Here is a 13,396-nt window from a genome sequence, read left to right on the forward strand (position 1 = left end):
GTCATTAGTAATTAGTCATTGGGCAAAATCAAGTCAAAAGTCAAAAGTCAAAAAATAGGGAACAGGAAAGAGGAAAGGGAGCAAGGAGGAAAATACCTCTCTTCTGCCTCCAGTCCCCAGTCCCCAGTCCCCAGTCCCCAGTCCCCAGTCCCCAGTCCCCAGTCCCCAGTACCTGACCATTTACTAATTACTATTTAAATGCTGATCCAAAAGACTGAGTAATTGATCTTTGCTGATAACTCCCTCAGTCGATTCTAGCAGTTGCTTTTCTTTAATTAACCTGAGTGCAGGGACACCTTCCACCTGATACTGTTTCACAGTTAGGGGGTTAGGGTCAATTTCCATCTTGACAATTTTTAGGCGATCGCTGTATTTATTAGCAGCTAAACTAATCATTGGCGACATCAATTGACAAGGACCACACCAGGAAGCCCAAAAGTAAACTAATACAGGCTGCTCGGCTTTTAAAACCTCAGTTTCAAACTCAGCGTCAGTGATAGTTATTACACCCTTACTCATTAAAGTCTCCATTAGGTGGCATCTTCCAAGTTGACACACACATTACTGTATCGTAAAAAGGAGTCAGGAGTCAGGAGTCAGGAGTCAGGAGTCAGGAGTTATTTATTTTGGATTTTGGATTTTGGATTTTGGATTGTTTTTGTTAACTCCAATCTAAAATCTAAAATCTAAAATCTAAAATCTAAAATTTTCTTTCCCAGTCACCAGTCACCAGTCCCCAACGAAACAAAATCCCACAACCTTGAGGTGTGGGATATTCTCAAATGTGTTTTCTGCAAAACTTACAACTGATCTAATTGTCTTTTTAAAGCTTCCAAGTCAGCTTTTAATGGATCATCCACTGGCTCCGCAGGTTTAGCTGTGGTAGTTGGTTGTTGTGTATTGGTGGGTTGTTGTTGTGGGGGTAGTTGCGGTTGAGGTGCTGCTGGTGGTAGCATACTTGCTTTCAAAGCTGCCAATTCATCATCAACATCACTACTACCTTCTAACTGGGCAAATTGGCTTTCTAAAGTTCCACCTACTAATTCTGCTGTAGACTGAGCGCGAGCTTCTTGCATCAAAACCTTTTCTTCCATGCGCTCAAAAGCAGCCATAGCACTGCTTGTACTCATTCCACTAACCATTGAACCCAGTTGTTCCTGAGCTTTAGCAGCAGTAATTCGCGCTTTGAGCATTTCTTTCTTGGTTTTAGCTTCAGAAATTTTGCTCTCTAGCTGGATCAAATTCTTTTTCAGAGTTTCCACCTGTACAGTCTGCTGATCTAAACTGACTTTTAATACTGTAGCAGTATCATTAAAAGTTTTCTTGCGCTCTAATGCTTGACGGGCTAAGTTTTCATCACCTTTTTGCAGAGCTAGTTGGGCGTTACGTTGCCACTTATTAACTTCATTTACAGCCTCATTGTATTGTTTATCTGTGCGTTTTTGGGCAGCAATGGCTTGTGCAATACCTTGACGTAACTGTACCAAGTCTTCCTGCATTTCCAACAGGGCTTGTTCCAGCATTTTTTCTGGATCTTCTGCTTTATTGATTAAATCGTTAACATTCGCACTAACTACTCTTTTAAGCCGATCAAATAATCCCATAACTTTGTTTTTCCTTGTTTTTATGCTTGAGGTTTACGCAATTTGTTAGACAGTGAAGTTTTTTACTGTTTAATAGTTACCTATTTCAATTTAATCTTTTCAGTCTGGATTGGTTTCCTCTCTCCATTCTGAATCATCACCCTATAATTCAGCTACATTAACTCATCACATTTAACACTTTGGAGTTTTCACCTTGGAGTTTTGGTTACTTGCTGCACTGAAAGGCTATATCTCTGTCGGCTGGTTATTTACCTCCTTTAACATTTGGGTTTTCATTGCTGCCAGTTCAACATCGACATTATTATTAATAGAATTCAAATTAGCAAACCTTGTTTCCAGATTATCACTACCCAGTTGACCAATTGCTTCTGCTTGTGATTCTATCTGCAACACCTTATCTTCCATGCGTTCTAATGCACTCAGACTAGATGTAGTAGAAAATTCACTCAGCATTTCCTGAAGTTTATAGGAAGCTTGAGCAGAACGAGCGCGAGCAATGTACATATCTTTTTTAGTTTTTACTTCTGCGGTTTTCAACTCCAAACTACGCATATCCTGTTTTAACTTGTCTACTACTTGTTTTTGCTGTTCTATTTGCTCAAACAAAGCTGTAGCCGTTTGTTGGTAAGTTTGGCGTTTGGTGAGAGCTTCCCGTGCTAAAACTTCATTACCTTGTTGGAGAGCTAGTTGAGCGCGACGATACCATTCTTGAGATTGAGATTCTGCTGCAAGTGCTTGACGTTCAGTGCGTTTTTGGGTAGCGATCGCACCAGCAACTCCCTGTCTCAATTGTACCAAATTTGACTGCATTTCCAGAAAGGTTTGCTCCAAAACTTTTTCTGGATCTTCAGCACCATTCACCAAGCTGTTAACATTAGCACGAATCACCCGCAAAATGCGCTTCATCACTTCCATACTTAAATATGCTCCATTCAGGTTTTAGCAACCAGCAAGTTTAGGCTTCTTTCCATGATCAATTCTGAATTATCAATTATCAATTATCAATTATCAATTATCAATTACCTATCATGGTTTTCGTACACGGGCTTTAATGCCTTTTGCCTGTAGTTGCTGTAAACGTTGTTTTGCTTCCTCTTCAGTCTTCAACGCACCAAGATAAATATACTTTTGTCCATCTGATAAATAAGCATCAGGAACAACTTGCCGCGCACTTGCTAAAGCATTATTGCCTTGATTATCAGCCACAATATAATAGTACCCATCCGCTGATGGTTTTATTTCTGTATTCAGTCCTGGTAAAGTTTCCTTGGGCTTGGGTATAGCGGAAACATTGGGGACTGAAGTTAGTGGAACTACTGGACTTATTGGTGTTTCGATGACTATGGGTTGGGGAGTAGCTGTCGGGGTTGGTTTAACTTTCGGTGTTAAACCTATTACATCATTAGGATCTCTCACCTGTGGAAACTCACGAGCCGCCAAGTTAGGATATTTGGGGATAGGTGTGATTTCTGGTTGGGCTATAGGTGAGGGATTACTTTCCGAAACATAAGTATTTTCACTATTTTTTGAGGAGATCCGGTTAAAAAGTTGGCTCAAATGCAACTGTGGTAAAGTTCGGGGATTAAATACTACATAGCCTAAAGTTAAACTAGCTAACAGCAGCAGCATAGAACCAATACCCAACGGTGACAGTAAACTGTCGTTAGAATTACTTGATTTGTTGGTTGGTGGTTGTTCTTCTTGGAGACTTCGCAGCAGTGCTTCACTGGATTCTAAATAATCATCTGGGTGTTTGGGAGTATGATTTGCCGCTACAGGAGTTTCACCTTCAGCCTTGGGCTTTGTCGGTACTATACTACTGATAGGCTTTGACTCAGGTGGCGGTGGTGGGGTTTGTATTTTGGTAGACTGTTCGGCAGAAGACAGTGGTAAATGATTGATTTGTTCCTGTTTTTCCACATCTGAGACAGAATTTTCTAGAAAAATTGAGTTATTCTTAAATTCTGACGTTGATGGCTGAGTTGTTACCAATGTCTCAGTTATGGTATTTAACTCTTGGGATGGCTGAGGAATATAATTTTCTACACTAACTTTTTTCGTTTGCCTCACTCCATTGCGTGCGCGTCGGTATCTAGTTAACTCTTGATCCAACTGCACTTCTAAACTTCCTAGTGCTGCTGCTAGTGCTGGTTGTAAGCCAGAGGTTTTAGCGGATGAAGTACCAGAATCAATTGTGGGATTTTGACTCATTGCCAGGATGCCTTCAATATGATAGTGCTGTATGAATTTTATCAGTAAAAAATTCAAGTGACTCCTGTACGGGCGAAGTAGGGGCGAAGTAGGGGCGAAGCATTCGGAAAATAACCTGTGATCAAAATTGAGAATTGATCGCCCGAATGCTTCGCCCTTACAGGAAAATAGCGTGTTGATAAAATTGATAATTTGTTGCCCGAATGCTTCGCCCTGACAGGAAAATAGCGTGTTGATAAAATTGATAATTTTGTTGCCCGAATGCTTTGCCCCTACGACTCCTGACTCCTTAATCTCCTAGCCCATGACTTACGTCACGCTGCGGGAACACAGATAACTTTTTCAGCAAACCCAAATCTAGATGTCGTTGAAATCTGTTAATGATATTTTAGGCATTCTCCAACTGGAAGCCCAATGGCAGGAACAACCTTTTTCACGCTTGCTCAAGTGTTGGCAAGAAGTTGTTGGGGTTAAGGTTGCTGCACAAACACGCCCTTTGTCGATTCAGCGTGATGTTTTGTGGGTAGCAACTTCTAGTGCAGCTTGGGCGCAAAATTTGACTTTTCAACGCAAAAATCTACTTTTAAAGTTAAATAAAAAGTTGAATCACGAGATATCTACACCTTTGATAGATATTCGGTTTTCTACTGCCCAATGGAAACAAACACCATTACCAGACAACCCACAACAAACTTTATCACCCCAAGCACACCCCAGTTATTTGGGTGATGTAGGTGTGGGTATTTCCAAACCTGAACTTAAAGCTAGTGCTAAAAATGCTCAGACAGCTTTTGAACAATGGGCTAGAAATAGACAAGAGCGATCGCATAACTTAAACTTACCTCTTTGCCCCCAATGTCAATGCCCATCCCCACCAGGTGAAGTCCAACGCTGGGGTGTTTGTTCTCCTTGTGCCGCTAAATTTGTCATTGATCAAGCAGGAAACAAAAAATAGCCAAAATGCAACATCTAAAAGGCTCGTGTCATCCAAATCTCACTCTTTACCTTTGATCCCCAATGCGTTATAGGCAAAAACAAGTATGTGGACACTTCACTAATCATATACAAATATGACAAAAATATAAAAACATAATAAAAATTTTTTTTTCAAAAAAATACCTAAAACCCTTATTAGATAATTACTTCTTGGCTTTTATACCCATTTTGTCAGGGAACGAAAATATTAAGTGTGATAATTACCCTTCGTTCCCACTCAAGACTCAAGATTATGAAGCCAATTAACCCTTTAACATCAGCCTGTAGGTATTGTCGTCATTACCAACCAGAAGGCCGTCGTGGTGGTATGTGTCAGCAATTAAGCGCACCTGTTCAAGCTGGTTGGAAAGCTTGCTCTTTAGCGATCCCCGCCTTTGCTCCTACATGGGAATCTTTAGAAGATAATTGGAGCTTACCATTATCTAAACCTATTGTACCTATCCTACCCGTTGCAGCTAATATCAATTCCGATTTAGAAAATCTAGAATTTACAACTGTTGCTGAAACATCTGTTTCCTCATTACCAGAGATAAAAACTAAAGTTATAGTTGTTTAAGACTTGGTTACTACTTTTGGTGACTACTCTAATTATATTTTTCCCAATCAGACTGCTAAATATAACATTGGCATTGCATTTAGTTAGCTAATTTTTTGGTGCTGCAATTTTGTTTTTAATCAAGCCTTATTAGCATCGCACCTTGTGATCAGGTGCGGTTGTGAGGATGGTTAAGGCAACCAAGGAAAGTCCCGAAAATTGGGAGTCCGTTTTTCTAAGAAAGCTTGTTTGCCTTCTGAACCTTCTTCGGTCATGTAATAAAGTAAAGTTGCATTACCAGCCAGTTCTTGTAACCCTGCTTGGCCATCACAGTCAGCGTTAAATGCTGCTTTTAAACAACGTATGGCAATGGGACTTTTTTCTAATATTTCCTGCGCCCATTTTATCCCTTCAGCTTCGAGTTCTGCTACAGGAACTACTGTATTAACTAATCCCATTTCTAAAGCTTGTTCGGCATTATATTGACGACAGAGAAACCAAATTTCTCGCGCTTTTTTCTGTCCAACTATTCGTGCTAAATAACTCGCCCCAAAACCACCATCAAAACTTCCTACTTTTGGTCCTGTTTGTCCAAAAATGGCGTTATCCGCAGCTATGGTTAAATCACAAATTAAATGTAAAACATGACCACCACCAATAGCATAACCAGCGACTAAAGCAATCACTACTTTAGGCATAGAACGGATCAAACGTTGTAAATCTAGCACATTTAAGCGCGGAATCCCTTCATCATCAACATAACCAGCTTGTCCGCGTACACTTTGATCACCACCGGAACAGAAAGCATATTTTCCATCTGTGTGAGGTCCTGCACCCGTAAATAGAACTACACCAATACTAGTATCTTCACGAGCATCACAAAAAGCCTCATAAAGTTCAAAGACAGTTTTTGGGCGGAAAGCATTGCGTTTGTGGGGACGGTTGATGGTGATTTTAGCGATACCATCGGTTTTTTGATACAGAATATCTTCGTAGGTTTTAACAGTTTTCCAGTCAGTTGACATAGGGATGAGTTAACTATGGTGCTTGAGAATTTTATCAGGTATTGGTGATTGGGGACTGGTGACTGGGGTGGGGACTGGTGACTGGTGATTGGAAAAAATAACTAATAACTAATAACTAATAACTAATAACTAATAACTAAACAGACATGATATTATTTGATTATTATTGTATTCTGAAGTTGGAAAAATCCAATAGGATGATTTTATGTCTTACAGTGATTTTACTTTAGAAGCTGTTAAGAAAAACCTGAATCTCAAAATTTCTACGAGAGATAATATTTTTGCTGAATTTGCACCATTACAAATCAGTGATTATTTACAGGAAGCTTTAGCTTATAATGTTCCTTTTGCTTTGGCTAGTAATACAGAAAAATCTCGTTCTGAGATGATTATTACACCTATTTTATTGGAGTTAACTAAAAAGAAAAATCAGGAAATTAGTTTGTTTTCTGGTGTAGAATTTAATGTTGATTCTAGTCAGGGTTAAACTGGTAATTGTGATTTTATTATTAGTCGTTCTCCTGAATTTTTATTGATTAATGCCCCGGTAATTTTAGTTGTTGAAGCCAAAAATGAAAATATTAAAGGCGGTTTAGGTCAATGTATAGCAGAAATGTATGCTGCTAAATTATTTAATGAAAGAGAAGAAAATGAAATTACAGAAATTTATGGTGTAGTGACCACTGGGGAAATTTGGAAGTTTTTAAAGTTATCAGGTGAACGGGTACAAATTGATTTGGCTGAGTATTTTTTAAATGATGTTGGTAAAATTATGGGTATTTTAACGAGTGCTGTCAAGTAATTAGGTGACAGGTGACAGGTGACAGAAAAGTGTTTTGTCCAATTACCAATTACCAATTACCAATTACCAATCACTCATTACCAAACATTAAAATATACTGATTAAATTAGCTTTATGACTTTTTTTACTGTAAGAATCAGCTAAGTCAGAGTAGAATTAATCTGGCCAATTTTCTCTGGTTAAATCTCTACAAACAGGAGGTTAAATTTTGGCTAAGTTGAAAGTCGCTATTAACGGTTTTGGGCGGATCGGTCGTTTGGTACTCCGTGCGGGTATTAATAATCCTAACATTGAATTTGTGGGGATTAATGACTTAGTACCACCGGATAATTTGGCTTATCTTTTAAAGTACGACTCCACACACGGTAAGTTAAAAGGTAAGGTGGAAGCTAGGGAAGATGGCATGGTAATTGATGGGCATTTTATCCCCTGTGTTTCTGTCAGAAATCCCGCAGAATTACCTTGGGGTAAATTAGGTGTAGATTATGTTGTGGAATCTACAGGACTTTTCACTGATTATGCTGGGGCGGAAAATCACTTAAAAGCTGGTGCAAAAAAAGTTGTGATTTCTGCACCTACAAAAGATCCTGAAAAAGTGAAAACAATGGTGATGGGTGTAAACCATCAATCCTATGATCCTGCAAAGGATTTAATTGTTTCCAATGCTAGTTGTACTACAAATTGTTTAGCGCCAATTGCTAAAGTTATTAATGATAACTTTGGTTTGGCTGAAGGTTTGATGACTACAGTTCATGCGATGACTGCTACTCAACCTACAGTAGACGGACCAAGTAAAAAAGACTGGCGCGGTGGTAGAGGTGCGGCTCAAAATATTATTCCTTCTTCCACTGGTGCGGCTAAAGCTGTGGCTTTGGTTTTACCAGAGTTGAAAGGTAAGTTAACAGGGATGGCTTTTAGAGTTCCTACCCCTGATGTTTCGGTAGTTGACTTAACTTTCAAAACTGTCAAATCTACAAGTTACAAAGAAATTTGTGCAGCAATGAAAAAAGCTGCTGAGGGTGAGTTAGCAGGTATTTTGGGTTATACCGATGAAGAAGTAGTTTCTACAGATTTTCAAGGTGATGCCCACTCTAGCATTTTTGATGCAGGTGCAGGAATTGAATTAAATTCTAACTTCTTTAAAGTTGTCTCTTGGTATGACAACGAATGGGGTTACTCTAACCGTGTTGTTGATTTGATGTTGTCAATGGCAAATAGGTGATTGGGGACTGGTGACTGGTGATTGGGGATTGGGCTATTTTGGATTTTGGATTGTTTTTGTTATCTCCAATCTAAAATCTAAAATCTAAAATCTAAAATTTCTCTGCCTCCCTACCTCCCCATCTCTTCCCAGTCACCAGTCACTAATCACCAATCCCCAGTCCCCAGTATGGGCTTAACGAGGTTGCACTACCTAGACCGTTACCCCCTACTTTTTATGATGCGTCGAACCAAGATTATCTGTACTGTTGGTCCTGCTACTGCTGCACCGGAAAAGCTGCAAGCTTTGGTGGAAGCGGGAATGAATATGGCTCGGTTGAATTTCTCGCATGGTGCTTATGAAGCTCACGCTCAAACTTTTCACCATTTACGACGCATTAGTGATGAGTTAAAAAGACCCATTGCGATTATGCAGGATTTGTGTGGTCCGAAAATTCGCTTGGGGAAGTTACCACCGGAAGGTTTGATGCTGGAAGCTGGGAGTGAGGTGACTTTTCTGTTACAGGAAAAGGGGGAAAATATTGATGAACTTCCCCTACCTCTACCTACTTTATTTGCAATGATCCGACCTGGTGAACCAGTTATGATTAATGATGGTCGGGTGAAGTTAACTGTAACCAGTCGTGATGCTGATAAAATTCGCGCTCATGTGGATATTGGGGGGTTGATTTCTTCTCATAAGGGTGTAAATTTACCTGCGACTCCTTTACCTGTGAGTTCCATTACAGAAAAGGATTTGCAGGATTTACGGTTTGGGATTCAATTGGGTGTAGACTGGGTAGCGGTTTCTTTTGTGCGATCGCCCGCAGACCTAGAACCGGCAAAACGCATGATTGAAGCTGCTGGTTCTAAAATCCGTCTGATTGCCAAAATTGAACGCCCGGAAGCTGTCGCCCAGTTAAATGACATCCTAGAAGTTGCTGATGCGATTATGATTGCCCGTGGTGATTTGGGAGTAGAAATGCCCATTCACCAAGTGCCATTAATTCAAAAAGATATCACTCGTCTCTGTAATTTCATTGGTAAGCCTGTGATTACAGCTACGCAGATGTTAGAGTCGATGATTAGCGCCCCTGACCCCACTCGCGCCGAAGCAACGGATGTGGCTAATTCCATTTTGGATGGTACAGATGCGGTGATGTTGTCGGGAGAAACTGCCGTGGGTGAATATCCCATTGCGGCGGTACAAACAATGCACAATATCGCTTTGCAAACGGAAAAAGCATTGCAAGCGGGTGCTAAACATACCTGGAATCATGAAGCCGGTCGTCTGAGTGTTACAGAATCAGTTGCCCAAGCGGTTTGTCGCATTGCTTATGAAACAGGTGCTAAGGCGATTCTTTGTAATACAACTTCTGGAAATACGGCTAGATTGATTTCTAAATATCGTCCTCTGACACCAATTATTACCCTGACTTCTGAACCCATTGCCTATCGTCAGTTGGCTTTATCTTGGGGTGTAGAACCTTTGTTAATCAACCCTGTTCACCATGCAGAGGAGATGTTTACCAATGTGGTTAACACAGTGGTAGAAAAGGGTTTTGTGAAAAAAGGTGACAAAGTTGTAATTACCTCTGGAGTACCAATTGGTATGTCAGGAACAACCAGTTTAATCAAAGTGCATTCTATTGGACAGCCTATTACAGCTTGAGACGTTTAAAATAGGGCTGAGGCTGGAACTTTTCTCTTCCTGCTCAAAAATTCTCAACTTCATTCCTTCTCTTCCTTTGTGTACTTTGCGTACTTTGCGGTTAATAAATCAAAAAAAGTTGGCAACTGCACACCTGAGAGGAATGATTTAGTCAAGTAAGGTTAGGCAATTATTAAGAAAAGTTGCCAAAATCAGAATCGTATGCAAGATCAAAGAGTTTAAATAATTGGGGATTGGTAAATCCTACACCAAAAAAATTTACGGAGTATGTTATGGCTAAAAATTTACTGGAACAGTTGCGGGAAGTAACCGTTGTTGTGGCGGATACTGGAGATATCCAAGCAATTGAAAAGTTTAAACCCCAGGACGCTACTACCAATCCTTCTTTGATTACTGCGGCGGCACAAATGCCGGAATATCAAGATATTGTTGACCAAACTTTAATTAAAGCGAAAAAAGATGCTGGTACTAAGGCTACCCAAGCCGAGGTAGTTTCTTTAGCTTTTGACCGTTTGGCGGTTTCTTTTGGTTTGAAAATTCTGCAAATCATCCCCGGTCGTGTTTCTACTGAAGTAGATGCACGGTTATCCTATGATACTGATGCTACAGTGGCTAAAGCTAGAGATTTGATTGCTCAATATAAAGCTGCGGGTATTTCTAAGGAACGGGTTTTAATTAAAATTGCTGCGACTTGGGAAGGTATCAAGGCTGCGGAAATTTTGGAAAAAGAAGGTATTCACTGTAACTTAACTTTGTTGTTTGGTGTTCACCAAGCGATCGCCTGTGCTGAAGCTGGTGTCACTCTGATTTCTCCTTTTGTGGGTCGTATTCTTGACTGGTACAAGAAAGATACCGGACGGGATAGCTATCCTTCCGCAGAAGACCCTGGTGTATTGTCTGTAACCAAGATTTATAACTACTACAAAAAGTTTGGTTATAAGACTGAAGTTATGGGTGCTAGTTTCCGTAACATTGGCGAAATTACAGAGTTAGCTGGTTGTGATTTGTTGACTATTTCTCCTGGTTTATTATCAGAATTGCAAAATACTGTGGGTGAATTACCCCGCAAACTTGATCCTGCTAAGGTTGCAGGTTTATCTATTGAAAAAATCTCTGTTGATAAAGCCACTTTTGATAAGATGCACGCTGGCGATCGGATGGCATCTGATAAACTTTCTGAAGGTATTGACGGTTTTACCAAGGCTTTAATTACTTTAGAGCAATTATTGGCTGAAAGATTGGAACGTCTGGAAAAAGAAATGGTAGCTGCTGGTTAAGGATAATTATTAGATGATTTAGGTGATTTAGATCCCCTGTTTCTTGAAGAAACCGGGGATCTGTTTTTTTGTTGGCATGGGGGAAATAACCTTTGGTAATTCTGCAAAACCTTACTAGCTTTTATCGACGGATTAGATGAGGTAATTAAAATCTGTGTAATCCGTGTTCAGATGTTTTATGTTCGTATCAGCCTTTTAAATTCTAAACTTTTGCTTCCGAAGTTAATTAATAGTCCGACTTCGAGTTTATAGACTTTGAGGTAGTTTAGGGCTTGGGCAAAGTGGACATCTTCTAGTTGTTTGGTGGCTTTTAGTTCGACTAATATTTTTTCTTCAACCACAAAATCAGCGCGGCGTGTGCCGATGGGTTCGGGTAGGTTTTTGTAATATATTTGCTGTTCGATTTCTCTGGCAAAGTTTAATCCTGCTTGATGAAATTCGTAGGCTAGGGCGCGTTGATAAATTACTTCTTGGAATCCGTTACCGAGAAACTTATGCACTTCAAAGGATGCGCCGATTATTTTTTGGGTTATGTCTTCATGTTTGAGGGGCATAGTAGTTGAAACGTGGATTAGATGGGATTACGCTGATTTTAATCTGTTAGAACACGGATTTTACGGATTTTACGGATTGCGCTGATTTTGATGTCTGTCACTAAGCTGTTGTGCATTTAATTTGTATAAGTGGAACAGGCATCTTGCCTGTTAAACAAGAGTTCAGAATATTAGGATTATACAATTTAGCTGTGTAACAGCTTACCACACGCAATTTAATCCGTGCAATCTGTGTAATCTGCCTAATCCGTGTTCAAATGTTGTAGTTTCCGCAGGTTGGCTTTCTGAGCTTGAGATAATTTTGGATATCTACGCGCATACCAATTCTCAACTTCGGCTATGTCTTCGGCGTTAAGTCCATAGGCTTCAGCTACCGTCGCATGGGTAAACCAATGACGCAATAATTCCTTGTTTTGTCCTGTGATCTGTTTACCAGTTATCTCTTTACTAAAAGACGGAAAAGCACCATCTAAAACTGTCACAATCTCTTCAACAACTAATAGTTAAGTTAATATTAAAACAACCTCTGAATCACGGATTATACGGATTAAAAGATTTCACGGATTTTACTTATTTTAATCATATAACCTTCTACTAATAAAATACCTTAATAACTCTTAATCCCAGAAAATCCATGAAATCTGTGTAACCCATTTAATCCGTGTTCAAATTCATTATTTATAGATTCTGGAAGGATTTTAGAATTTGCAGCACGCGATAGAGTTCATTACTTGATCGCTTAAAAAGTGAAAAATCATCAGAAAGATCGTATTGCGATTGTTGCAGCTTCACAAACATAAAATGATCGCCGTTGGTGACGAGTGCATAGGTTGGTTTATCACCATTCGGGCTTGCTGTCATGTAGGTAAGAGCTTGTGGTACTGCCACTAAAAATGAAAAACTAGAACGCTTTGCTTCAACTAAAACTATCCATAAGTTATTATTCAAAACTAAAGCATCAATTCTTCCGTGATAAGTAACACTACCATTATAATCGTTAATCTCAACTGACTGCTCACTTCGCAAACTAAAAGGTGATTCCAGAAAACCTGCCAAAAATAGTAATGGTGAAACCATCAACAAATTTACCGTCCCCTCGGACAAAAAGCCTTGATTAATATGATATACATAAGACCCTTTGATCCGATCTAGAGTTGTTTTTTCAGTATCTTCTAATTCTTCAAAATCTCTACACCATTCCATGAAGAAGTCTGGATCATGCGATCGCCGCAGCCCTAACTTTGTCTCTACATCATGAAGCGATTGAATATTTTCTGTAACTGCAATAGTCATAAGCTTTGGGTGAAACAGTCAATGGGGATATGGTGAAAGGAATTGTGTTCAGAAAAAGCCATCTTTGTTCTATTCCTGCATAATTTTCTGTTTTTGATGCTATGGCTTTTTTGATCTGTGACAGTTGAGCAAGTCCTAAGTTGACAATTTCATAGACAAAACTATACTTATATTGACAAAAATCAATATATTTTTAGGAAAAAATCAACTACTTGATATATAATACG

16 protein-coding genes are annotated in these 13,396 nt (G+C 39.4%); 8 read left to right on the forward strand and 8 right to left on the reverse strand.

The features are described 5' to 3' along the window. Positions 1 to 18 precede the first annotated feature (18 nt). Positions 19 to 198, forward strand: a complete 180-nt coding sequence (locus tag H6F47_RS07965; RefSeq protein ID WP_190648476.1) for a hypothetical protein — start codon at positions 19 to 21, stop codon at positions 196 to 198. On the opposite strand, the gene H6F47_RS07970 is transcribed toward H6F47_RS07965, so the two are convergent. The 4 genes from H6F47_RS07970 to H6F47_RS07985 form a co-directional block, all read right to left on the reverse strand. Continuing rightward, the gene (locus H6F47_RS07970; RefSeq protein WP_137666425.1) at positions 184 to 519 is read right to left on the reverse strand and encodes a thioredoxin family protein; all 336 of its coding nucleotides are present in this window, start codon (positions 517 to 519) and stop codon (positions 184 to 186) included. The two genes, H6F47_RS07965 and H6F47_RS07970, sit on opposite strands and share 15 nt — an antisense overlap. Before the next feature lie 281 nt (positions 520 to 800). After that, complete coding sequence (locus H6F47_RS07975; protein WP_096571970.1) at positions 801 to 1,604, reverse strand: PspA/IM30 family protein; 804 nt, start codon at positions 1,602 to 1,604, stop codon at positions 801 to 803. A gap of 225 nt (positions 1,605 to 1,829) precedes the next feature. Continuing rightward, positions 1,830 to 2,519 (reverse strand): PspA/IM30 family protein, encoded by a 690-nt coding sequence (locus H6F47_RS07980; RefSeq protein WP_137666423.1) that lies wholly within the window; start codon positions 2,517 to 2,519, stop codon positions 1,830 to 1,832. 111 nt (positions 2,520 to 2,630) lie between these two features. Next, the gene (locus H6F47_RS07985) at positions 2,631 to 3,815 is read right to left on the reverse strand and encodes an SPOR domain-containing protein (protein WP_190648479.1); all 1,185 of its coding nucleotides are present in this window, start codon (positions 3,813 to 3,815) and stop codon (positions 2,631 to 2,633) included. A 361-nt stretch (positions 3,816 to 4,176) separates the two neighbouring features. Here H6F47_RS07985 and H6F47_RS07990 point away from each other — a divergent pair, with 361 nt between their 5' ends. Then, positions 4,177 to 4,770 (forward strand): DciA family protein, encoded by a 594-nt coding sequence (locus H6F47_RS07990; protein WP_190347534.1) that lies wholly within the window; start codon positions 4,177 to 4,179, stop codon positions 4,768 to 4,770. A 273-nt stretch (positions 4,771 to 5,043) separates the two neighbouring features. After that, complete coding sequence (locus H6F47_RS07995) at positions 5,044 to 5,367, forward strand: hypothetical protein (protein ID WP_096571974.1); 324 nt, start codon at positions 5,044 to 5,046, stop codon at positions 5,365 to 5,367. A gap of 170 nt (positions 5,368 to 5,537) precedes the next feature. Here the strand turns inward: H6F47_RS07995 and menB are convergent, their stop codons facing one another. Beyond that, positions 5,538 to 6,371, reverse strand: a complete 834-nt coding sequence (menB, locus tag H6F47_RS08000; RefSeq protein ID WP_096571975.1) for a 1,4-dihydroxy-2-naphthoyl-CoA synthase — start codon at positions 6,369 to 6,371, stop codon at positions 5,538 to 5,540. 205 nt (positions 6,372 to 6,576) lie between these two features. Between menB and H6F47_RS28820 the strand changes: the two genes are divergently transcribed. From H6F47_RS28820 to H6F47_RS08020, 5 genes are all read left to right on the forward strand, one after another. Further along, a complete protein-coding gene (locus H6F47_RS28820) occupies positions 6,577 to 6,858 on the forward strand; it encodes a hypothetical protein (RefSeq protein ID WP_347239074.1) in 282 nt (93 codons plus the stop codon). Positions 6,859 to 6,903: 45 nt separating this feature from the next. After that, positions 6,904 to 7,173 (forward strand): hypothetical protein, encoded by a 270-nt coding sequence (locus H6F47_RS28825; protein ID WP_334310697.1) that lies wholly within the window; start codon positions 6,904 to 6,906, stop codon positions 7,171 to 7,173. A gap of 208 nt (positions 7,174 to 7,381) precedes the next feature. Beyond that, the gene (gene gap, locus H6F47_RS08010) at positions 7,382 to 8,395 is read left to right on the forward strand and encodes a type I glyceraldehyde-3-phosphate dehydrogenase (protein ID WP_096571976.1); all 1,014 of its coding nucleotides are present in this window, start codon (positions 7,382 to 7,384) and stop codon (positions 8,393 to 8,395) included. 219 nt (positions 8,396 to 8,614) lie between these two features. Further along, positions 8,615 to 10,045 (forward strand): pyruvate kinase, encoded by a 1,431-nt coding sequence (pyk, locus tag H6F47_RS08015; protein ID WP_096572853.1) that lies wholly within the window; start codon positions 8,615 to 8,617, stop codon positions 10,043 to 10,045. A gap of 272 nt (positions 10,046 to 10,317) precedes the next feature. Then, positions 10,318 to 11,322 (forward strand): transaldolase, encoded by a 1,005-nt coding sequence (locus H6F47_RS08020; RefSeq protein ID WP_096571977.1) that lies wholly within the window; start codon positions 10,318 to 10,320, stop codon positions 11,320 to 11,322. 176 nt (positions 11,323 to 11,498) lie between these two features. Here H6F47_RS08020 and H6F47_RS08025 read toward each other — a convergent pair whose 3' ends face one another. From H6F47_RS08025 to H6F47_RS08035, 3 genes are all read right to left on the reverse strand, one after another. After that, positions 11,499 to 11,876: a GxxExxY protein gene (locus H6F47_RS08025; protein WP_096571978.1), complete on the reverse strand. Its 378-nt coding sequence runs from the start codon at positions 11,874 to 11,876 to the stop codon at positions 11,499 to 11,501. Between the two features lie 242 nt (positions 11,877 to 12,118). Then, positions 12,119 to 12,358 carry a hypothetical protein gene (locus H6F47_RS08030; RefSeq protein WP_096571979.1) on the reverse strand — a complete coding sequence of 80 codons (240 nt, stop codon included), beginning with the start codon at positions 12,356 to 12,358 and terminating at the stop codon, positions 12,119 to 12,121. A 196-nt stretch (positions 12,359 to 12,554) separates the two neighbouring features. Further along, positions 12,555 to 13,169 carry a type I restriction endonuclease gene (locus H6F47_RS08035; protein ID WP_137666419.1) on the reverse strand — a complete coding sequence of 205 codons (615 nt, stop codon included), beginning with the start codon at positions 13,167 to 13,169 and terminating at the stop codon, positions 12,555 to 12,557. Positions 13,170 to 13,396 lie beyond the last annotated feature (227 nt).

Origin of the sequence: Sphaerospermopsis sp. FACHB-1094, assembly GCF_014696195.1 — a bacterium.
GTDB lineage: Bacteria > Cyanobacteriota > Cyanobacteriia > Cyanobacteriales > Nostocaceae > Sphaerospermopsis > Sphaerospermopsis kisseleviana.

What these genes read in the sequence shown, in the direction of transcription:
- H6F47_RS07970 (WP_137666425.1), bottom strand. Translation starts at nt 519, where the DNA reads ATGAGTAAGGGTGTAATAACTATCACTGACGCTGAGTTTGAAACTGAG.
- H6F47_RS07975 (WP_096571970.1), bottom strand. Translation starts at nt 1,604, where the DNA reads ATGGGATTATTTGATCGGCTTAAAAGAGTAGTTAGTGCGAATGTTAAC.
- H6F47_RS07980 (WP_137666423.1), bottom strand. Translation starts at nt 2,519, where the DNA reads ATGGAAGTGATGAAGCGCATTTTGCGGGTGATTCGTGCTAATGTTAAC.
- H6F47_RS07985 (WP_190648479.1), bottom strand. Translation starts at nt 3,815, where the DNA reads ATGAGTCAAAATCCCACAATTGATTCTGGTACTTCATCCGCTAAAACC.
- H6F47_RS07990 (WP_190347534.1), top strand. Translation starts at nt 4,177, where the DNA reads ATGTCGTTGAAATCTGTTAATGATATTTTAGGCATTCTCCAACTGGAA.
- H6F47_RS07995 (WP_096571974.1), top strand. Translation starts at nt 5,044, where the DNA reads ATGAAGCCAATTAACCCTTTAACATCAGCCTGTAGGTATTGTCGTCAT.
- menB (WP_096571975.1), bottom strand. Translation starts at nt 6,371, where the DNA reads ATGTCAACTGACTGGAAAACTGTTAAAACCTACGAAGATATTCTGTAT.
- H6F47_RS28820 (WP_347239074.1), top strand. Translation starts at nt 6,577, where the DNA reads ATGTCTTACAGTGATTTTACTTTAGAAGCTGTTAAGAAAAACCTGAAT.
- pyk (WP_096572853.1), top strand. Translation starts at nt 8,615, where the DNA reads ATGCGTCGAACCAAGATTATCTGTACTGTTGGTCCTGCTACTGCTGCA.
- H6F47_RS08020 (WP_096571977.1), top strand. Translation starts at nt 10,318, where the DNA reads ATGGCTAAAAATTTACTGGAACAGTTGCGGGAAGTAACCGTTGTTGTG.
- H6F47_RS08025 (WP_096571978.1), bottom strand. Translation starts at nt 11,876, where the DNA reads ATGCCCCTCAAACATGAAGACATAACCCAAAAAATAATCGGCGCATCC.
- H6F47_RS08035 (WP_137666419.1), bottom strand. Translation starts at nt 13,169, where the DNA reads ATGACTATTGCAGTTACAGAAAATATTCAATCGCTTCATGATGTAGAG.